Source organism: Parasphingorhabdus sp. NYA22, from assembly GCF_976973735.1.
The window spans coordinates 2,136,853-2,156,131 of record NZ_OZ333477.1; the positions used below are offsets into that span (position 1 = coordinate 2,136,853).

The 19,279-nt window shown below is 52.9% G+C and carries 19 protein-coding genes and 1 tRNA gene; 17 read left to right on the forward strand and 3 right to left on the reverse strand.

The features are described 5' to 3' along the window. Positions 1-622 precede the first annotated feature (622 nt). Genes ACWFTY_RS10295 through ACWFTY_RS10305 form a run of 3 tightly spaced genes read left to right on the forward strand, consistent with a single transcriptional unit; the run spans position 623 to position 2,111 of the window. Positions 623-1,180 carry an HNH endonuclease gene (locus ACWFTY_RS10295; RefSeq protein WP_447524137.1) on the forward strand — a complete coding sequence of 186 codons (558 nt, stop codon included), beginning with the start codon at positions 623-625 and terminating at the stop codon, positions 1,178-1,180. After that, positions 1,177-1,815 carry a hypothetical protein gene (locus ACWFTY_RS10300; protein WP_447524138.1) on the forward strand — a complete coding sequence of 213 codons (639 nt, stop codon included), beginning with the start codon at positions 1,177-1,179 and terminating at the stop codon, positions 1,813-1,815. The genes ACWFTY_RS10295 and ACWFTY_RS10300 overlap by 4 nt, the downstream gene beginning before the upstream one ends. Continuing rightward, positions 1,815-2,111: a nucleotidyltransferase domain-containing protein gene (locus tag ACWFTY_RS10305; protein WP_447524139.1), complete on the forward strand. Its 297-nt coding sequence runs from the start codon at positions 1,815-1,817 to the stop codon at positions 2,109-2,111. The genes ACWFTY_RS10300 and ACWFTY_RS10305 overlap by 1 nt, the downstream gene beginning before the upstream one ends. A gap of 22 nt (positions 2,112-2,133) precedes the next feature. Here ACWFTY_RS10305 and ACWFTY_RS10310 read toward each other — a convergent pair whose 3' ends face one another. Beyond that, complete coding sequence (locus ACWFTY_RS10310; protein ID WP_447524140.1) at positions 2,134-3,402, reverse strand: hypothetical protein; 1,269 nt, start codon at positions 3,400-3,402, stop codon at positions 2,134-2,136. A gap of 233 nt (positions 3,403-3,635) precedes the next feature. Between ACWFTY_RS10310 and ACWFTY_RS10315 the strand changes: the two genes are divergently transcribed. From ACWFTY_RS10315 to ACWFTY_RS10335, 5 genes are all read left to right on the forward strand, one after another. Beyond that, positions 3,636-3,920 (forward strand): hypothetical protein, encoded by a 285-nt coding sequence (locus ACWFTY_RS10315; protein ID WP_447524141.1) that lies wholly within the window; start codon positions 3,636-3,638, stop codon positions 3,918-3,920. Positions 3,921-4,087: 167 nt separating this feature from the next. Continuing rightward, a complete protein-coding gene (locus ACWFTY_RS10320; protein WP_447524142.1) occupies positions 4,088-4,867 on the forward strand; it encodes a hypothetical protein in 780 nt (259 codons plus the stop codon). Positions 4,868-4,963: 96 nt separating this feature from the next. Next, positions 4,964-5,587 carry a hypothetical protein gene (locus ACWFTY_RS10325; protein ID WP_447524143.1) on the forward strand — a complete coding sequence of 208 codons (624 nt, stop codon included), beginning with the start codon at positions 4,964-4,966 and terminating at the stop codon, positions 5,585-5,587. Positions 5,588-5,772: 185 nt separating this feature from the next. Then, on the forward strand, positions 5,773-7,965 hold the full coding sequence (locus ACWFTY_RS10330; RefSeq protein WP_447524144.1) for a plasmid recombination protein: 2,193 nt from the start codon (positions 5,773-5,775) through the stop codon (positions 7,963-7,965). Between the two features lie 115 nt (positions 7,966-8,080). Beyond that, the gene (locus tag ACWFTY_RS10335) at positions 8,081-8,851 is read left to right on the forward strand and encodes a helix-turn-helix transcriptional regulator (protein ID WP_447524145.1); all 771 of its coding nucleotides are present in this window, start codon (positions 8,081-8,083) and stop codon (positions 8,849-8,851) included. Here ACWFTY_RS10335 and ACWFTY_RS10340 read toward each other — a convergent pair. Both ACWFTY_RS10340 and ACWFTY_RS10345 read right to left on the reverse strand, forming a co-directional pair. After that, positions 8,848-10,164, reverse strand: a complete 1,317-nt coding sequence (locus ACWFTY_RS10340) for a tyrosine-type recombinase/integrase (protein WP_447524146.1) — start codon at positions 10,162-10,164, stop codon at positions 8,848-8,850. The genes ACWFTY_RS10335 and ACWFTY_RS10340 overlap by 4 nt on opposite strands. A 158-nt stretch (positions 10,165-10,322) precedes the next feature. Next, positions 10,323-10,412, reverse strand: a tRNA-Ser gene (locus ACWFTY_RS10345). A gap of 210 nt (positions 10,413-10,622) precedes the next feature. Between ACWFTY_RS10345 and ACWFTY_RS10350 the strand changes: the two genes are divergently transcribed. Genes ACWFTY_RS10350 through ACWFTY_RS10390 form a run of 9 tightly spaced genes read left to right on the forward strand, consistent with a single transcriptional unit; the run spans position 10,623 to position 19,252 of the window. Beyond that, positions 10,623-11,654: a lytic murein transglycosylase gene (locus ACWFTY_RS10350; RefSeq protein WP_447526879.1), complete on the forward strand. Its 1,032-nt coding sequence runs from the start codon at positions 10,623-10,625 to the stop codon at positions 11,652-11,654. Continuing rightward, positions 11,638-12,657: a septal ring lytic transglycosylase RlpA family protein gene (locus tag ACWFTY_RS10355; protein WP_447524147.1), complete on the forward strand. Its 1,020-nt coding sequence runs from the start codon at positions 11,638-11,640 to the stop codon at positions 12,655-12,657. Before ACWFTY_RS10350 ends, ACWFTY_RS10355 begins: the two co-directional genes overlap by 17 nt. Positions 12,658-12,695: 38 nt before the next feature. Further along, a complete protein-coding gene (locus ACWFTY_RS10360) occupies positions 12,696-13,838 on the forward strand; it encodes a D-alanyl-D-alanine carboxypeptidase family protein (RefSeq protein ID WP_447524148.1) in 1,143 nt (380 codons plus the stop codon). Continuing rightward, positions 13,835-14,464, forward strand: a complete 630-nt coding sequence (gene tmk, locus ACWFTY_RS10365) for a dTMP kinase (RefSeq protein ID WP_447524149.1) — start codon at positions 13,835-13,837, stop codon at positions 14,462-14,464. Before ACWFTY_RS10360 ends, tmk begins: the two co-directional genes overlap by 4 nt. Next, complete coding sequence (locus ACWFTY_RS10370; protein WP_447524150.1) at positions 14,461-15,468, forward strand: DNA polymerase III subunit delta'; 1,008 nt, start codon at positions 14,461-14,463, stop codon at positions 15,466-15,468. The genes tmk and ACWFTY_RS10370 overlap by 4 nt, the downstream gene beginning before the upstream one ends. A gap of 57 nt (positions 15,469-15,525) precedes the next feature. Then, positions 15,526-17,079, forward strand: coding sequence for a methionine--tRNA ligase (metG, locus tag ACWFTY_RS10375; protein WP_447524151.1), 1,554 nt, complete (start codon positions 15,526-15,528; stop codon positions 17,077-17,079). Position 17,080: 1 nt separating this feature from the next. Beyond that, on the forward strand, positions 17,081-17,857 hold the full coding sequence (locus ACWFTY_RS10380) for a TatD family hydrolase (RefSeq protein WP_447524152.1): 777 nt from the start codon (positions 17,081-17,083) through the stop codon (positions 17,855-17,857). 2 nt (positions 17,858-17,859) lie between these two features. Further along, positions 17,860-18,630 (forward strand): MBL fold metallo-hydrolase, encoded by a 771-nt coding sequence (locus ACWFTY_RS10385; protein WP_447524153.1) that lies wholly within the window; start codon positions 17,860-17,862, stop codon positions 18,628-18,630. A 4-nt stretch (positions 18,631-18,634) separates the two neighbouring features. Further along, entirely contained in the window at positions 18,635-19,252 is a 618-nt protein-coding gene (locus ACWFTY_RS10390; RefSeq protein WP_447524154.1) for a retropepsin-like aspartic protease family protein, read from the forward strand. Positions 19,253-19,279 lie beyond the last annotated feature (27 nt).

Sequence of the window (19,279 nt, forward strand, 5' to 3'; positions counted from 1 at the left end):
TGGAACCCATCGCTCCTTGAGAACAGAAAGTGAACGGATGGAAAAGCTGTTTCAGGAATATAAATGAAAAATTATAGCGACTGCCAAGCCAATCTCCACACCGAGAATTGTCTCTTCGTGGAGCAGTTTGAATAGATCAAAAAGGCTCATAGTGGGCAGAGCTATCGCATTCTGGACCAGATTCAAACGCATTTTAAAGGTGTGCTTCGATTTTGGCAAACCGGTTGCTCTGGCAATATTGGCGCGAAGTTGAAGCCGATTGGTAAATTTTGACCAGTTCTTTGCGCTGACATCTGTGCCAGTTTGATCCTCTGTCCGCTTTGTGCCCCAATCCCGGTCATTCGGACTAACGCGTCGCATTTCCAAAAGCGGTCACTCGCTCAGATCCTTGACAGTGACAGCTTCGCCCTCCAATGTCATTATTCTACGATGGCTTCCTGCTTACTGGCCGCGATCGAGCGAGAAGGTATCGCGAGTCTTCTGGATGATGGCAGATCGAAAAAAAATTCCGACAGCGACGCGGCTGCGTCTGTTCTCCGAGGCCGCTGGCCATTGCCAGAGGCCTGATTGTCTAGGTGCGTTGTTCCCAGCCGAGCTTGGCGGAGATAAGCACATTGCCGAAATGGCGCATGTTATACCCCATGGTGAGGCAGGCCCGCGACATGCAGATCGACCGGCGGATGATTTCGAGCCGGATGCCTTTGAGAATCTGATCCTACTGTGCCCAACGTGTCATACGAAGATCGACAAGGATCCCGAAGGTTTTCCCCGAAACGTCCTCTTGGACTGGAAGGAAACCCACCTCGCCAATCTGGCCGCAAAACAAGGCATTAGAGCCTATGATAATCGTGCCGAGGCAAAAGCTGCGATCGCAGCGATCATGGCTGAAAGCAGAGCGATTTGGGAAAGGTTTGCACCCGAGGATGGTGCGGAGTTCGAATATGATCCCGAATCCGGTGTCGCGCATGCGTGGAGTCAGCGGATGCGGACTGTGATCCTGCCCAACCATTATCGCACCCAAGCGATTATCGAGGCCAATCTTGGGCTGGCGAGCGACGAGGAACGTAAGACATTTGCGGTTTATCAGGAACATGTCCGGGGTTTGGCGGAGCGCCATTTATGTGGCGTCGCCGGGCGCGCAGTCCGGTTTCCCGAAGAGATGGAGGCTATGTTTTCATGAGCTGGCAAGTCGAACATGCCCTCGCTTACATCGCAGAGCATCATCAATTGTCAGGAGAGCTTATTGAGGGGGAGCTCATACAGATCGGCAGCCAAGGTCAGCCAGACGTGCTTGCCGTCATATCGGCCGCACGCGAGATTGATGCGCCGACGGCTGAACGTTACCGAGAGAAGCACCCGGATATGGATTTTCTATGCGGCTATCGCACGTTGTGCGTGTGGCATGGTGAGGCTATCGAGTATCTAGAAAACGCGGGCATTGGATGGGGTAGCTCCGGAACACTGAACTCGGCGGCGTTAGACGGAGACGCAAACACCGCGTCTCACAAAACCTACCGTTTTTCAGACCGCCTCCTTCGACAGCTGGGCGTGGTTCGGGAGGTGGTGCGCGAGTTTGACCGTATCCACCGCGTAAAGCTGAAGAGCGGCACGGCGGTTAGGATAGGCATGATAGCCGACTATGAGCCAAATGCGAACGCCGTTCGCGAGCTGTGGGACAGGTTCGGCGCCGTCGACATCGCTTGGAACATCAACCCGAACGGAAATCCGTCGGTCGAGGCGGTCGACGCCGGGAAAGAGCTTGGGTGCGAGGTAATGAAATGGGACGAACTGAAAGGGTATCTCAGGGCGGCGTAATGACCGCCGGTGAAGTCGCTGCGTATCTGATGGAGTGCTGCAGCGCGCTGGCTAACTTTGAGGCCTACATTTTTGGCTCAACCTTGCGCGGGATCGGCCAGGATATCGACATACTGATCGTCGGCCCGCCCGGCGATGCCTTGTCCCGCCTCAAGGCGGAGATGGCACTGGCGGAGGAAGAACTCCCGCTCCACATAATGTATATGCTGCCTTCCGAAGCGAAGCGCACGGATTTCGTGGTGCGGGAAAAATGCGTCTCGCTACCCCAACTGGTCGCGGCTAGTGAAGCAACGTGATTCTATTCAAACATGATCAAGACTAAGGCATTCCGCCATCCCTGATGCGATCAGCGCGGACAGTTTCAACCCAGTCCAAGATGCCGTCGAGCACTACGTCCTTCACCGATATCCACCCGACTCTCGGCACATGGGCGATAAGTTTTTCTAGCGCTTGCACAAACGCATCGTGGGATGCGAACCGGTGGGTAAAAGCATGGAAGGAATTGTAGTCCATCACCATCCCGCCACCCGAAAGAGCGGCCATCTTGGCGCAAGCAGCGGCATAGGCTTCGCCTTCATCGTCGAAGAGCTCCTTGACGATCGCAAGACCGATGACTCGCCTGTCGCCAAGGTCAATCTCGATATCCTGCCCGCCAACCACTAACTTTGCAGCAGTCTCCTGCTGAAGATAACGCGCAGCGCCATTGATCTGACGCACGGCGGCGTCGATCTGGCTATGGGTCGCCAGACGCTTGCGCTGGATCGTGCGGGTGAGGCTTGCCTCTGTCGTCGGGCTGTCCTTGGCTTGGACAAGGATAGCTAGCTCTTTAGTAAGGACCAGATGGTCGAGGATTTCCTTGTGATTGTCCTTGCGCCTTGGATTCATCATGACCTGATCTGGCTCGAAAGCCCGCAGCAGGCAGGCGGAGATATCCCGCTCCTGATGATAGCCGGGATCTGTCCTGCTAAGAGAATCGTGGCGAAAGGTGGTCCCACCCTGATAGCCGTTCATCTCCGGCGTCGCATCAAGAACGAAGAGGTCGCTTGGGGAGTGCGAGTCCTTGAACACGGCCTGGATCGCGCGCTGGTCATCCTCAGTGGTGCGAGCGCCGAACCACGCCTTCAGGGCGCCGTGAATGCTTTTCGCCGTCTGGGAATGGTATCCGAGAAGGTAGATTTTCTCATCACCGATCAGGCAGCTTCCATTATCCTTGAACTCCGTGCGAAAGCTCATCCACTCGTAATTTTTCTCATCGAAGAAGTAGATATCGGCTTCGTCATACTTCAGAAGTTCGATTATGTCTTGCGAGAAGTCATCATCGCCGAATAGCGGTGTTTGGATGGTGAGCGGCTCGTCATCGTCATCGAAGAAGGCGGTTATTAGCGACGTCGTGGTCACCGTGGATGACAGCAAAGCGGGCAGGTAGAAGGCGATCTGCCCATGCATTTGAGCGGCAAGAATCGCTTCTTTTTGGGTCTTAATGACCAGAGAAAGCTGCTCGTCATGACTGAGCCGGAGGGGCATCAGACCCCCGGCAAACTTTGCAATCTCCCGCTTCATTTCGGGATGGAGGATAGTGAGGCGCATAGGTTATCTTTCATCTGCGGTGACCTATGGTGTATCGCATCACTTGGCGAAAGACAGCTACTTGCGTTCCACTGCCCGAAAGTAGCCAATCAGCAAACGGCCCAAATGTCGACGGGATAAGCACCGATATCTACCGGTTGGCCAGACTGTTTCTAATTGGGACAGAAAAATTCATGAAAGTTATCTGAAACTAACCAATTGAAATATTATTCAAAAAATAATACCATACCGATATGGCTGACAGTGATCTTGATAAAGGCGAACAACTTTCGAGTTGTGAAAAATCGGAGATGGTTCCGATCAACATCGGCCGCTTGCTTGCCTATGTTGCTGAAATAATATTCCCAGTGCCATTGTGGGTATACGGACGTTTTGCAGCAATCTCCATTTTCAGCGCCGGAAATGCCGACCAACTAACATCGGAACAAGCAAAAGATCCGTGGTTGAAATGGATCAGTTTGCAGCAGGACTCCGTCAGGTTCGTTGCCCATCCACCAGCTGCCTGGACCGCTCCCTAAAACTTCGCATTATCGATAACCTGTTTGAGCGTGTTTGCGCTTGGACACCATTGATTATGCGAGAGCGTTCTGAAATCCGCCACAAGTGCGTCAAGTGCGTTACCGCAGTTGCCGCAGTTACCGCACCTTAGGGTTTTTCAGCGCCTCGCCGTTTCAGGCGAATAGAAATGAAAAAACAAAATAATTGGAAAAACCAAAAAGAAGTATTCAATGCGGCAGATCAGATGATGGCAGCAAAGAACTGCGGGCCGTATGATATCACTGGCTACGACGTCGCAAAATCGCTGGGCATGGATAAGCCGAACGGGCAGCTCTATAAAAACTTCAGGCTCTGGCAAGAACAGAACAGCGCTACAAATGCTGGAGCTGCAATTGCCGCGCCTGCTTCAATTATTGAACCAATATTCAAACTGCTTGATAACCAGCACCAGGAGCATCGCGACTTAATCACTAGCGCTCTGGGAACCGCATACACGGAATTAAATAATTCTGCGGAATTGAAAATAACTGCAATGTCCCGAAAGCGGGACGCGATCGAGCATTCGTCGGACGAAATGATCGAACTGCTGACAGGAGCTGAAAGCGATCTGCAAGCGGCGAGAGATGCAAATGACGAACTGACGGCAGAGAATGCAAGGTTGAGCGGTGAAAACGAAAAGCTTGCGGCACGTAACAGCCAGCTGAGCGAGATACTCGATAAACATATAAGCACACCGCAATCCGGTATTGGACTTCAATCCGCTGAAGCAGCTGAACTCGACGATCAAGTTGCCGCAAAAACTTCTGGGACGGTCGCTGAACAGATCCCGGATGCGAGTTCAACACAGACCGGTTCCGATGAAACGGAGCCAGTGCAGAATGATGCTGAGCCAAATATTGATCCTGATGCCGCTGATCGAGATGCGCTGGGCTCAATAGCACATGGCCAGGCCCCATCTGAGGAATAGCCTCTGTGGCCTGCATCAAACTTTTGAGGTCTGTGGGCCAACTACAGCCAATTTAATCAAGATAGCGCGAATTTATGTTCGTGCAGGAGAAAACTCATGACTACCAAAAAAACACTCCCATATGGCGAGACAAAGAAAATCGCGCTGATCGATCCGTTCGGAGCATTGCAAGCTCACTTCCCGGATTCTGACGACATCAGCATGGCTCCGATGTCGGAAATGGAAGCGCTGCATAGGTTCGCTGAACAAGCTGAGGCGACGATCGACGATAGATTTGCTGAAAAGTCAGACAATTTGTTGATGCCTGAAATCCTTTCAAGCGACGAGGTCACGGCGCGGAGTTTGGATCAATTCTATTCTCCCTGGGAGAACGATGAAACCGGCAAATGGGATATTGTCGATTACGACTTCAAAGGCGTGGAGGAATATGATGCTCAAACAATGCAAATCGTATCAGAATGCAAGGTCAGATTTCTGGACGATGATGACATCGAATGCCCACCGACTGCCCTAACTGACGAGTGCCGTGAAACAAACGAGACAGAGCAGGCGCAGCCTGCTTCACTTCTGCTCGAGGAAAGACTGCTCGAAACCAATGCTCCTAAGCTTCCTCGGTCGCTAAGCGTCGCCCCTGTTAAGGGCGGCATAACGCAGGGACCGAATTCGGATGATCCGCACGGAAGCTCCCCTTCTGGAAACTATGGCGGCGATGATGATTGAATTCATCAACGCCGGCAGTGCTTGCCGTTTCGGCAAGCACTGCCCCGTGCCGCAAGGCGAAGGGGCATTTAACGGCGTGTATTCCAACGCCGGCGAACGGGGCTAATTCGAAGTATTAGCCCGGAGTGAGTGTTTAAAGCTAATTAATCTCAGGGACCGAACGCGAAATGCGAGCGGAAAACATTATGACGATAAAAAAACATTATGCCATCCTTCGTGTGGAGAAGATCAAAACTTTTGCGGACCTTCGGGCCGTCGGGCAGCACAACACTAGGGCTATCCCGGCAGCAACCGTTCCAGGGGCAGCCCCACCAGTGGAGCGGCTACGATTGACCGGTCCATTCGATCAGCGCGCTAAATCGCTCCTTAAAAAACTGGAGGTGAAATTTAAGAAGAACCAGATAATTGCCGTTGAAATTTTACTGTCAGCTTCTCCTGAGTGGTGGGCACAGGCTTCCAATTTGCATAAAAAGGAGTGGATCGAATCTACCGAAAAATTCTTGCACGAGAAATTTGGCAAAGGTCTGATTTCTATTTCGTACCACACGGACGAAAGTACGCCGCACATTCAGGCGGTCGCATTGCCCATATATTATCGAGCTGTAAAGAAATGCGGTGCAAAACCAATCAAGGCAGAAAGCATCGCCAAACGGCAACTCGAAGAAGCCAACGCGCCTAAGATATGGCGCTTATCTTATGATGAAATATTGGGAGGCGAACCAGAAAATTTGTCTAAACTCCAGACCCGGTATCATTCCTTTGTCGCCCATCTTGGCCTCGAGCGAGGAAAAATCACCCTTGGCCAGGGCATCAAGCACGGACCACTGAAGCAGTATGCAAAAGAACTGAGACAAAAAGAACGCGAATTGGAAGCGTGGCAGGAATCGCTTGCGGGCGATCAAGCTTTTTTAGCTCATGAAGAAGACAAGCTCCGTGATCAAATATACAACTTCCGTCACGAGGAACGTGACGTTGATGCTAAACTAAAGGCGCTGATCAAAAGAGAGGAAGCAATCACGGCCCGGGAGGCTGAACTCGATGCGCGCGAAACAGGATTAGCAAACCGCGAAGAGACACTTAAAAACCGCGAATTGATGTGCGAAATAAACGAGAAAAGAGTGGAGGAGCGTTCTAATTCTATACAAATCCAACAGCAGGATATTGATCGCCAATCGCAAAATATCCAAACCAATATCCAAATTATTGCTGATCGCGAAAATAATCTGCGCGTAGATGTCGCTAGGCTTGAAAACCAAAAAGAAAGACTGGAAATATTTGAGCAGCAACTGATCTGGGTGTCCAAAATCCCATCCCCAAAACAACAAAAAATGATATCAGGAAAAGAGTCCCTCGCTTCAAAAGCCGACAGCGATAGTAAGCGGATCTATCACAAGGCGTTAAATGCCGAATGGTCAGAGCGCCTAAAAGCCATCGTTTTGCACTTTATGAATGATCTTGCGAGAAAGGCGAGGCTGAAAGCGATGATCATTCGGGTTCGAAAGACAATGAGTGCACTGCGCCGCAAAGACATGGTTTTGACCGAAAGAGAAAATAGGCTCATTCACGAGGAGCGAAGAATTGAACCGTTGGTCAGAAAGGCGGAAGACAAACTAGCGGTAGCTACCAAGATCAAGGAAATTGCCGAGCAGTCGGTGCAGCAGAGTGTTAGTCACGCTAAATCCGCTCAAAAAATAGTTGAGAACGCCGAAATCCAGTGGAGAAGCGCAAAGACCAGCTTGATTGCAGTCAATGCCAGCATTCAAGTTTCCCAACAAGTAGAGCAGGATCTCCGGATAAAACGTGAGAATCTAGCGAATGAGCTTGCAGGATTGGAAGCCAAAAATACGCTCGTTGTAGAACATACCAAGGCGTTACGCGTTGAAGTTGCAAGTTTGGATTCCCGCAAAATGGAACTTGAGGCCCAGAAGCGTGGACTATTGGATGATCGTCTAAACTTGGATAAGGATCGAGAAAATCATGATCTGCAGCGCCGTCTCTTTGAAAAGAACCTTCACTCAGCTGTGCTCGGCGAAAAATTGATAATGGGCGCTGTCTCCGGTCAAATTTCACTGCAGTTTAAAGGCGATGATCTGATTGTTGCGCCGCGAGGAACTGACCGCAGCTTTCAACCGCAAACCTATTCCTCGGAGGAGCTTCCACCGTGGATATCTAATGTAGTTGATCGGATGGCCGCGTTAGATAGTGCAATGAAGAAGGTAAAGATGGCTGATATTCAACTCCAGGCATCTCGGGCCAAATTGGAAGCGCTCCACCCTGAACTAGCCCCGAAAATTGAGGAACAGCGGAAGCAAGATCCAATTAATGTTCAAAAGATCCAAGGCCAAATGTGGGCCGATGAGCAGGCGCGCGGCAGATGAGCGCCTCTGATAACCAAATTCGGCATCTTGGCGGAAAATAAGACGCAAATGCGTTAAAAATACGTGACCAGCAGATTTAGCAATTCGTAATCGATCGAACCTTATGGATGTAGCCATGATGGAACCGATACGACCTTGGGCCGTTTATAACGGCCGCCTGAGTGCGGGCTCTGCTGGTCGTATCTCACTGGAAATGGCTTTTGCCATGCTCGTATCCGACCGCGTTGAAATAGAGGCCTTTGAGTTGCCCGACATATTTAGCGCTCCGACCGACGAAGGCGAGAATGATGCGGCCCGCGAATTAGTTCGCTTGGAAGCTGAATCGCTGACCAACGAGATATTGAACGGCAATATATCGACCTACGCCCGCCCTATTGGTGGAGGTGATATCATATTGCTCAAGCCGAATGTCTGGGAACTTGATCAACCACTAGATCGGTTTTCATTTGCCTCCCTGAATCTCGAACACTGGATGGACGCCACTGCGGAATACACGCACCGTATTTTGGTTAATGAAGAACAATTCAAAAACTGGGCCAGAGACTTGCGGCCCTATGGCTATCTGGATGATGATCAAGTGAACCGTATTCTCGACCCGTTTGGTCGTGATCGAAAAACAGAAGTGCATGGTGCCTCGATCGAGCAGGAGGTTGAAAGAAACTCAATATCGGACAAAACGATACCTGCCAATCCGCCAGGCGTTGTGCCGAAATTCCTCAAGCTACCTGTAGTTTTGGATATGGTCAGTCTGAGCAGGTCATCCGTATATGTCAAAATCAAAAAAAATGCGTTTCCTGAACAAACAAAAATCGGCGGCGGGTCCTTTTGGCTGGAATCTGAAATCGTGCAATGGATCGAAGAAAATGCAAACAAGCGGCAAGCCTAAACTCGCTGTTTCCGCCGCGGACTGTTAAGGATTTGTTGAGTGTCCAAAGCACCTTCCATAATCATATCGGCCCAGATCCCAGCGAGTTCGCGACGTCGGGGCATGTAGCTTGCCCTATTGTAGACAAGTTCTTTCGCTGACATGCCTGTCGGCGTGTGGGCAAGCATCAGATCGATGATGAAGCGGTCCGCTAGCAAGCGTCTATCCTGCCCCAATTCCCGTTCAGCCTTTTCGTTCATGATGGTAGAGAAGCTGCTGCGCCAGCCATGAGGAACATGCTTTCCCTTATATCCTTCCCGATTATAAAGATAGCCAATCGCATTCTCGGTCATTGGTTTTAACCCGGATAGCGAGTTGGGAAACACATATCGGTCGCGCCCAGTGAGCCATCTAACTGCTCGCAGTGTTTCAACAGCTTGAGGAGCGAGCGGAACTATGTGATTATAGGTTTCATCATTTGCTAGCTTCAATTCCAATTTCAGCTTTCCTGCGGGAACCGTCCACAAGGCTTCCGGGCTGTCGGCGCTGGGGTCACCCCAATCGATACCGGAAAGGTCATTCCATTCCATATGCCTCACCATACCCGGCCTCTGGCTGGTAAGCGCCAAATACCGTGCCCCCAATCTTGTAACGGGGAAAGCTCCGGCCCGATCACAGTCCGACAACAAGCGGCGTATGCCGTCCACGGTCAAAATAGCCGGATGCTTTCGGGAAGGGGGGCGGGGCTTAAGCAACTCGCCTATCAGCGCAGCAGGATTGCTGATCCTAATTCCATGGGCGCGGGCGTAGACAAATACAGAGCTAATCCTTTGCCTAAGCCTCCGCGCTGTTTCGATCGCGCCGCGATTTTCAACGTTTTGTAAGACCTTAAGCAAGAGCTGCTCATCAATCTCCGTGGGCGGCATCGGACCCAGGATAGGAAATATATCCCGTTCGAGACTTGTAATGACATCCTTGGCGTGGACGGGCTTCCAATGTGGTCGCCTATTATCATGCCATTCGCGCGCCAAGGTCTCGAAGCTTTTGGTGCCTGCGGCATTACCTACCAGTTTCAAGCGGTTAAAAGAGTGGCGCGGATCGCGGCCTTCGCGGAGCAGCTTGCGTGCATCGTTGCGCCGTTCTCGGGCATCGGCCAGAGACATCTCTGGATAGGCACCTATAATAAGAAGCTGCTCTTTCTTCTCGAATCGAAATTTAAAGCGGAAGGTTTTGTGTCCTTTTTTCGAAACATGGAGGAAAAGCCCGTTTCCATCAGTTATCTTATACGGCTTCTCCTTTGCAGCCGCTGCTTTGACACCTTTGTCCGTTAGCATCTTGATACCCCCATTTTGGTAAAATCATACCCCCAATATACCCCAACTATCTTGTGGATAAGGCTGGATTGGATTGGATGGAATTGATGAGAAAACGCCAGAAAAGTCAAGGCTTTCGTGCAGTTCTGGATGTCAGTGGATTGGGCTGGACAAGCCGGTGGCGGACAGGGTGGGATTCGAACCCACGGAGAGCTTGCACCCTCGGCGGTTTTCAAGACCGCTGCATTCGACCACTCTGCCACCTGTCCGCATGGCCCTTAGGGCCGGGTCGCACGCGTCCTAGCGTTCCCGATTTGAAAGCGCAAAACATTTTGTAAATGTTTGAAATATCCGAACAAGATTTTGCTGGATTACGGCTTTCGGGGCGAGTGGTTGCTTCTCCGGGTTATTTAGGGATTCCCCTCCGACTCGCTTTGTGCGACAACGGGGAAGACGAAAAGGAAGTATTCATGCGTATCATGACCGCTATCGCTTGCAGCGCTTTTGCTCTTTTTGGCATGAGCGCCGCAACACCGATGCAAGACGCCAAAGCACAAAGCAGCTCCAGTTTTGAATCCTATCTGCAGGAGGTGCGTCAGAAGGCCTTGCAGCAGGGTGTGCGGGCGCAGACCCTGGATCAAGTGCTGCCGGGCCTGACTTATAATCCCAGAGTGATCCAGCTGGACCAGTCGCAGCCTGGCGGAAGTACCAATAGCGCGATTCCGCCCTTCGCGCCCTATCAGCAGCGGCATATAACGAGTCAGAGGATCGCAAACGGCAAAGCGGCCTATCGTCGCCTGGTTGCCAAGCTGATCGATGTCGAGCGCGAGACCGGAGTGCCCGGCCCGATCATTATGGCGATTTACGGCAAAGAAACCAACTATGGTTCCTACATGGGCGACTTTGATATTCCCCGCTCGTTGGCAACCCTGGCGTATGAAGGCCGGCGCCGCTCGCTTTTCGAACCTGAATTGCTCGCCGTGCTCCAGCTGATCGACAAGGGCGTTCCGCAATCCGCGCTCAAGGGGAGCTGGGCAGGGGCCATGGGCATGCCGCAATTTCTGCCTTCGGTTTATTTGCGACTGGCGAAAGATGGCAGCGGTGACGGATATGCAGATATCTGGAACAGCGAATATGATGCGGTTGCCTCGATCGCCAATTATTTTGTCAATTCGGGCTGGCGCCGCGGAGAGCCGTGGGGCATCGCCGTCAACGTCCCGTCGTCGCTCGACCGTGACGCGGTGGCGAGCAAGATCGTGCCGACACGCTGTCCGCGCGTATTTGGCCGCCATAGCCAATGGAAAAGCATGGCCGAATGGCGCTCGCTCGGGGTTGTGCCTGCGACGGGCAAGAGTCTTGACAAGAATGTGATGGCGACCCTGCTTGAGCCAGACGGCGCGGGCAGCACCGCCTATTTGCTGACCGGCAATTATCGCGTCATACTGGATTATAATTGTTCGAATTTTTACGGGCTAGCAGTGGGGTTATTAGCGGATGAAATACGCAGTTAAACTTGGAATATTATCGACTGCCACCCTGGCATTGGCCGGGTGTAGCAGTTCGCGCGATTTTGGGCAGTTTCCGGATGGCGCGCCTCCGCCCAGTGGGGCGGGACCGGCAGCGGGATCCGCAGCGGTTTCCGACTATCCGCGGAAAATTGGTGATCCCTACAAGGTCGGTGGCAGCACCTATACGCCCGAAGATGTGCAGAGTTACGATGAAGTGGGCTATGCCAGCTGGTATGGTGAAGAGCTGTCGGGCAATCAGACGGCCAATGGTGAATTCTACAATCCTCAGGGCATTTCGGCTGCGCACAAGACGCTGCCGCTGCCATCCTATGTCGAAGTAACGGCGCTGGATACCGGGCGCACAATCCTGGTTCGGGTCAACGATCGTGGACCTTTTGCCAACGACCGGCTGATCGACCTGTCCCATGGAGCGGCCAAGCAACTGGGTATCGATCAGGACGGTGTCTCCGGTGTCCGCGTTCGCAAGGTCAATCCCAATGAACAGGAACGCGCGGTGCTTCGCATGGGCGCGCCTGCCACCGAGCGCATCGCGACACCGGATTCACTGCTTCTGATATTGCGGAAAAACCTGGCCAAGCTGCCAAGACCGGCAGCGCCAATCAGGCCAACCGCTGCGCCTGGCTCTACCCCTCCGGGCAAAGATGCTATTGCTGGCCCCAGGCCTTCGCCGGCAGCGGGAACACGCGATGGCCGCTTCATCATTGAAGGCGCCGGACGTCCGGTTGCCGCTCAAAATAGTGTCGGCAACAATTATGTTGGCGGTTTGCCAGGGTTCTTTTTCGTGCAAGTCGCAGCATTTAGCGATAAATCGCGGGCCGATGTGCTAGCCCAAAAGATTGGGGCGAAGGTTATGCCCGACGGCACGCGATCCATTTGGCGCGTTCGCTACGGGCCCTATTCCAACGAAAAGGATGCACAAGCAGGGCTGGCACAGGCGCAGCAGCGCGGCTATAGCGGAGCTCGAATCTTGCGCGCGGACAAATAGTTTTTGCCGTTAAATTTTGATCGGGAATCCTGGCCTAAATGAAAAAATATCTTCTGGCTTCACTGCCTTTCATCGCTTTATCCTCCGTTGTAGTCGCTGCACCCAGCTTCGATACCGATGCCCCAATCGCCTATATGACGGACCTGTCATCGGGAGCGGTTCTGTTCGAAAAAAATGCGGACAAGCAAATCCCGCCCGCATCGATGGCGAAAATGATGACCGTCTATGTCGCGTTTGATCTGATCAACAAGGGCAAGCTCAAGCTGGATGACAAGTTTCGCGTTAACGAGGAAACCTGGAAGAAATGGAACAACCAGGGGTCCACGATGTTCCTTGGCGTGGGCGATCAGGTCAGTGTTAGCGATCTGCTGCACGGTATCGTGACTCTCTCTGGCAATGACGCCTGTGTCGTGCTGGCCGAAGGCATCGCCGGCACCGAAGAAGCTTTTGTCGGGCTGATGAACAAGCGCGCCAAAGAACTGGGCATGTCGAAGAGCCGCTTTGGCAATAGCAATGGCTGGCCGGATGAAGGCCGGACCATGGTCACAGCACGGGACCTCGCCAAACTCGGTTCGGCGACGGTTAATAATTTCCCGAAACTATATGACGGTTTCTATGGCCAGGACGAATTTTCCTGGAATGGTATCACGCAATCGAACCGCAATCCCCTGATGGGCAAAGTGGCCGGGTCGGACGGGCTGAAGACCGGTCATACCGAAGAAGCCGGTTATGGTTTTACCGGTTCGGCCGAACAAAAGGGCCGGCGTCTGGTATCGGTGCTCGCCGGGCTTGATAGCTATGGTGGTCGAGTCGAGGAATCGGTCAAATTCATGAACTGGGGATTCAATGCCTGGGAGCCGAAGAAGCTTTTCGACAAGGGTACACGAATTCAGAATGCAGAAGTGCAACTGGGCGACAACTCTACGGTATCGCTGGTTGCGGCGAAGGATCTTTTTGCAACTATTCCAAAAGCTTCGGACGGAAAGATCTCAATGAAGGTCACTTACGATGGTCCGATCAAAGCCCCGATCAGCAAAGGTCAGCCAATCGCTACACTGATTGTCAGCACGGCGGATGCCGGACAGCAGTCAGTGGCTCTGGTCTCTGGCGAAGATGTTGGCGAAGCCGGTTTCTTTGATCGTGTCTGGGCCGGATTGAAATCCTTGCTCGGATTGGCGTGACCCAGGGCCGCTTCATCAGCCTGGAAGGCGGGGAGGGGACGGGTAAGTCTACCCAGGCGAGAGCAGTCGCGGCCGCTTTGGAAAAAATCGGTTATAAAGTCCTGTTGACCCGGGAACCGGGTGGCACGTCAGGCGCGGAGACAATTCGCGAACTGTTGCTGACTGGCGCAGAGGAAAAATGGGATATTCGAACCGAAGCGCTGCTGTTCGCTGCGGCCCGTGCCGAACATTGCGCAAAATTGATCCGTCCGGCGCTAGCACGGGGAGAATGGGTGATCTGTGATCGGTTTATCGATAGCAGCAGAGCCTACCAAAGTGTCGATGGACAGCTAAGCGACTCAGAAATTATGGATCTGCACCGGATCGGCAGTGAAAATCTGATGCCGGATCGTACTTTCATTCTTGATTTGCCGGAAGCAGTTGCGTCGAGAAGAGCGGACGCGAGGGATCGTGGCGACAGTGACCGGATCGGAGGCAGGGACAGTGAATATCATCGGGCAGTCATGACCAATTTCCGAAGGTTTGCAGCGGACGATCCTGAGCGCATCCGCCTTGTTGACGCGTCGCAATCCGTGAAAGCTATCACAGGAAATCTCGTGCAGAATCTCGATGGCTTGATGTCATGACGTCATATCTCGGTCACGACAGGCCCAGGCAGATATTCCAACAGGCTCTCGCAAAAGATATGCTTCACCACGCATGGATTTTGGCTGGTGACAAGGGATTGGGAAAGGCAGCCTTTGCCCAGCAAGCTGCTCATTTTCTCCTCAATTCGCGCAATTTGCAATCGGGTTTCTCGGACAATCAGGATGATGAGGCCGGGCACCTTCTCGCCGCTGGCTCGCATCCGGACTTTCGATTGCTCCGCCGGGGGCCGAAAGGTGACAAGGAAGATAAAAAGGCGCGGGACAATGGGCTGGATTCGCTCGACGAGCATGAACTGGCCCGCAATATTAAGGTCGACCAGATTCGTGCCCTGCAACCTCTGTTCCAGAATCAGGCTTCCATTTCCGAATATCGGGTCGTCATCATTGATGCCGCTGACGATCTGGAGCGTGCAGGCGCCAATGCCATTTTGAAAAACCTGGAAGAACCGCCCAAGAATACCATCTTCTTTTTGATCAGCCATATGCCGGACCGGCTGTTACCGACGATCCGGTCGCGTTGCCAGATGCTGCGATTTGACCCTCTGGGTGCTGAGGACATGCGCATTGTGCTGAAGAATGCCGCACCGAAACTGGGAGAGGCCGATCTCGAGGCGCTTATTCTCGCCGGTGGAGGTTCGCCGGGACGTGCCTTGCAATATGCCGAAGTCGGACTTGCTGAATTGGAAGGTATTGCCCGACAAATTATAAAGTCCGGCGACCGGGATAATAGTCTGAAGAGCGAATTGGCCCGAAAGCTTGCGTTGAAGGCAGCAACACCACGATATCGCGCATTTCTGGAACGGGCCCCCAGCCTCATTGCGGAACAGATCAAAGGACCCGAGCTTGCCTGTTCGATGCGAGCCATCGAAAAATGGCGCGAAGCCAGCGACTTGGCTTCGGCTGCGCTTCCGAAAGCGCTGGATAACCAGGCGGTAATATTCCGGCTTGGTAGCCTGATGGGGGATCTCGCCAAGGACGGTTGAAAAGAATTGATATTTTGGCTGTTTACAAGCGCCGCCAATGCATCAAGAGAGACGGTTATGTCAGAACCTTTCTATATTACCACCGCCATAAGCTATCCAAATGGCCGCCCGCACATCGGTCATGCTTATGAAGCGATCGCAGCCGATGCCATCGCACGTTTTTACCGGTTGAGCGGGCGCGACGTTCGTCTGATCACCGGAACCGACGAGCATGGACTGAAAATGGTCCAGACGGCCCGTGAAGCCGGTGTCGAAACCATCAAGCTTGCCGATGAAATGTCGTCATATTTCATTGAGATGTGCAATAAGCTTAACATCAATCATGACGGCTTCCGGCGAACCAGTGAGCCCGCTCATCATGAGGCTAGCAAGGCATTGTGGAAAGCGATGGAGGCCAATGGTGATCTCTATCTGGATCGTTATGAAGGCTGGTATTCGGTACGCGACGAAGCCTTTTACGCGGAAGACGAACTGGAAACAGGCGAGGGGGGTGAGAAATTGTCTCCTCAGGGCACTCCGGTCGAGTGGACCGCAGAAGAGACATGGTTCTTCAAATTATCCAAATATCAGGACAAATTGCTGAAGCTGTACGAAGAGCATCCGGAATTCATCGAGCCAGAAAGCCGTCGCAATGAAGTCATGCGCTTTGTTGAAGGCGGATTGCGGGATCTCAGTGTGTCCCGAACCAGCTTTGACTGGGGGGTTCCGGTGCCTGGATCACCGGGACATGTGATGTATGTCTGGGTAGACGCGCTGACCACCTATATGACTGGAGTCGGCTATCCCGATACCGAGGGGATGTTTGCCAAATATTGGCCGGCGGACCTTCATCTTATCGGCAAGGACATTGTCCGCTTTCACGCGGTCTACTGGCCCGCCTTTCTGATGAGTGCCGGTCTGCCGCTGCCCAAGCAGGTCTTCGGGCACGGCTTTCTGCTCAACCGCGGTGAAAAAATGTCGAAATCGGTCGGCAATGTCGTCGATCCAATGGAATTGGCGGAGCGCTTCGGTGTTGATCAATTGCGCTATTTCCTGCTTGCCGACGTTGTTTTCGGCAAGGACGGGACTTATTCGGCCGACGCGATTGTCACCAAGACCAACGCCGATCTCGCGAATAATTTCGGTAATCTGGCGCAGCGCAGCCTGTCGATGATTGCCAAAAATTGTGACGGGAAAATACCGCCTCGGGGTGAGCCAACCGCCGCTGAGCAGGAATTGCTCAGCCAGCTGGACAGTTGTTTTGCGGATGTGAAGTCGGCGATGACGGGCGGCCTGTTCAAGATCGACCAGGCGCTGGATATCATTCGCGAGCGGTTGAGCGCCACCAACACATATTTTGCTGATCAGGCACCATGGGCCTTGCGCAAGACCGATCCTGCCCGCGCTGACAGCGTGCTTTACTATACCGCAGAAGCGATCCGGCAGTTGGCGATCATGTTGCGCTGGGCGATGCCGGACAGTTGTGACAGGATGCTCGATCTGCTTGCCCAGTCGCCGGACAGCCGCGATTTTAAACATCTTGGTATGCCGATAGAGCAGGGGCTTGAACTGCCGAAGCCGGAAGGAATTTTCCCGCGTCTCGAACTGCTGAAAGATGAGGCAGAGGCCTGATATGCTCGTCGATAGCCACTGCCATCTAAATTACAAAGGTCTCGTCGAGGAGCAGGGCGCTGCCCTGGATCGCGCACGGCAGAGCGGTGTTACCGCGATGCTCAACATCTCGACCCGCGAGAGCGAATGGCGCGACATTGTCGCTACTGCCGAGCGGGAACAAGATGTGTGGGCCAGCATCGGTATCCATCCGCACGAAGCCGATGCCCATCCCGATGTCGATCTCGCCAAACTGGTAGAGGAGGCTGCTCATCCGCGGGTTATCGCCATTGGTGAAACCGGGCTGGACTATTATTATGATCACAGCGACCGGGATCGCCAGAAGCAGAGTTTTCGCACCCATATTCATGCGGCGCGCGAAACCGGCCTACCTATCATTGTTCACACCCGCGATGCCGAAGCGGACACGGCCGAAATCATGGACGAAGAAATGGAGCAGGGCGCCTATTCCGGTGTCATCCATTGCTTCACCGCTAGCGAGGATTTCGCACAGAAGGCGCTGGCTCTGGGGCTCTATATTTCGATCTCCGGCATTGTGACTTTCAAAAATGCCAAGGATCTTCAGGAAACGGCGGCAAAACTGCCTTCGGACCGGATTCTGGTCGAAACCGATGCACCTTTCCTGGCTCCCGTGCCGCACCGTGGAAAGACAGGGGAGCCAGCCTTTGTCGCAGATACGGCCCGTTTTCTCGCTTCACTGCGGGACGAGGATTATGGTCAGCTTTGCGAAACAACCAGTCGCAATTTCTATAAGCTCTTCACCAAGGCACGCCCCTGAATGTGGCTTTGAAACTGACGATATTGGGATGCGGGACTTCGGCGGGCGTGCCCCGGATTGGCAATGACTGGGGTGATTGTGATCCAAACGAGCCGAAAAACCGGAGAAGCCGTGTCTCGATCCTGGTAGAAAGCGCGACTACGCGCATTTTGGTCGATACATCTCCGGATTTGCGGAATCAGTTCATCGACAATGATATCGACCGGATCGATGCGGTGATCTGGACCCATGATCATGCCGACCATTGCCATGGCATTGACGATCTGAGGGCTGTATTCCAGCAGACGCGCAAACCGATACCCGGCTATGCTCGGCCATTTGCACTCGAAAGTCTGAAACATCGCTTTGCCTATGCCTTTGAAGGACACAAATATTATCCATCAATTTGTGAAGGAATTGCGCTGGATCGCGATGTCGAGATTGGTGATATTTCGGTTCGCTATGTCGATCAGCCGCATGGCAGCATCACGTCTGCGGGATTGCGCTTCGAGCATCAGGGTAAATCGATCGTTTACGCAACCGATTTTGGCGAGATAACGCCAGATATGCGAGCCTTATATCGCGATTGCGATCTTCTGGTCGTGGATGCGTTACGCGACGAACCGCATCCCACTCACGCGCATCTGGGCATGACATTGGACCTGATCGGCGATGTCCAACCGAAGCTAAGCCTGTTAACACATATGGACAAGTCGATGGATTATCACCATCTTATGTCCATATTGCCCGACCATGTCCGGCCCGCTTATGATGGCTATGTGAAAGAAATCTGAAACCTTGACCGAAGACCAGAATATCAATCTTATATTTGCAATCGGTGCATTGGTGCTGGTGGCGAGCGCATTGTTTTCCCGGCGAATAGGCTTCGGCGAGATTGTCCGGACCGCTTTGGCCTGGGTCGCGATATTTGCACTTTTCATTGTCGGTTTCTCTTACAAGCCGGAAATATTGGCCGTTTGGAACCGGGTTTCGGGTGAATTGATAGGTTCGAATGAACAACTTGTGGTCGGAGAGACGCTTCGGATTCGCCAATCTGCCGATGGCCATTTCTGGGTCGATGCAAAGGTTAACGCGGAGCCGGTTCGGTTCCTGATCGACAGCGGAGCCACGACAACGGCGATGACTTTGCGAACGGCGGAAGCCGCTGGCGTCGATATCAGCAGCAGTCCGTTTCCGGTTATATTGAGCACAGCCAATGGATCAGTTGAGGCCCAGCGCGGGAAAATCCAATCTTTGCAGGTCGGTCCGCTGGTCGCGCATGATCTGCCGATTGTTGTGGCGGAGGAATTTGGCGATTCAAATGTGATCGGCATGAATTTTTTGTCAAAGTTGGGAAGTTGGCGCGTAGCGGGGGGTGAAATGGTGTTGGAACCGGCCCTGCCGGATGAAGAATAATTTAACATAATATATATTATCAACCTT

What these genes read in the sequence shown, in the direction of transcription:
- ACWFTY_RS10295 (WP_447524137.1), top strand. Translation starts at nt 623, where the DNA reads ATGGCGCATGTTATACCCCATGGTGAGGCAGGCCCGCGACATGCAGAT.
- ACWFTY_RS10300 (WP_447524138.1), top strand. Translation starts at nt 1,177, where the DNA reads ATGAGCTGGCAAGTCGAACATGCCCTCGCTTACATCGCAGAGCATCAT.
- ACWFTY_RS10305 (WP_447524139.1), top strand. Translation starts at nt 1,815, where the DNA reads ATGACCGCCGGTGAAGTCGCTGCGTATCTGATGGAGTGCTGCAGCGCG.
- ACWFTY_RS10310 (WP_447524140.1), bottom strand. Translation starts at nt 3,402, where the DNA reads ATGCGCCTCACTATCCTCCATCCCGAAATGAAGCGGGAGATTGCAAAG.
- ACWFTY_RS10315 (WP_447524141.1), top strand. Translation starts at nt 3,636, where the DNA reads ATGGCTGACAGTGATCTTGATAAAGGCGAACAACTTTCGAGTTGTGAA.
- ACWFTY_RS10320 (WP_447524142.1), top strand. Translation starts at nt 4,088, where the DNA reads ATGAAAAAACAAAATAATTGGAAAAACCAAAAAGAAGTATTCAATGCG.
- ACWFTY_RS10325 (WP_447524143.1), top strand. Translation starts at nt 4,964, where the DNA reads ATGACTACCAAAAAAACACTCCCATATGGCGAGACAAAGAAAATCGCG.
- ACWFTY_RS10330 (WP_447524144.1), top strand. Translation starts at nt 5,773, where the DNA reads ATGACGATAAAAAAACATTATGCCATCCTTCGTGTGGAGAAGATCAAA.
- ACWFTY_RS10335 (WP_447524145.1), top strand. Translation starts at nt 8,081, where the DNA reads ATGATGGAACCGATACGACCTTGGGCCGTTTATAACGGCCGCCTGAGT.
- ACWFTY_RS10340 (WP_447524146.1), bottom strand. Translation starts at nt 10,164, where the DNA reads ATGCTAACGGACAAAGGTGTCAAAGCAGCGGCTGCAAAGGAGAAGCCG.
- ACWFTY_RS10350 (WP_447526879.1), top strand. Translation starts at nt 10,623, where the DNA reads ATGACCGCTATCGCTTGCAGCGCTTTTGCTCTTTTTGGCATGAGCGCC.
- ACWFTY_RS10355 (WP_447524147.1), top strand. Translation starts at nt 11,638, where the DNA reads ATGAAATACGCAGTTAAACTTGGAATATTATCGACTGCCACCCTGGCA.
- ACWFTY_RS10360 (WP_447524148.1), top strand. Translation starts at nt 12,696, where the DNA reads ATGAAAAAATATCTTCTGGCTTCACTGCCTTTCATCGCTTTATCCTCC.
- ACWFTY_RS10370 (WP_447524150.1), top strand. Translation starts at nt 14,461, where the DNA reads ATGACGTCATATCTCGGTCACGACAGGCCCAGGCAGATATTCCAACAG.
- metG (WP_447524151.1), top strand. Translation starts at nt 15,526, where the DNA reads ATGTCAGAACCTTTCTATATTACCACCGCCATAAGCTATCCAAATGGC.
- ACWFTY_RS10380 (WP_447524152.1), top strand. Translation starts at nt 17,081, where the DNA reads ATGCTCGTCGATAGCCACTGCCATCTAAATTACAAAGGTCTCGTCGAG.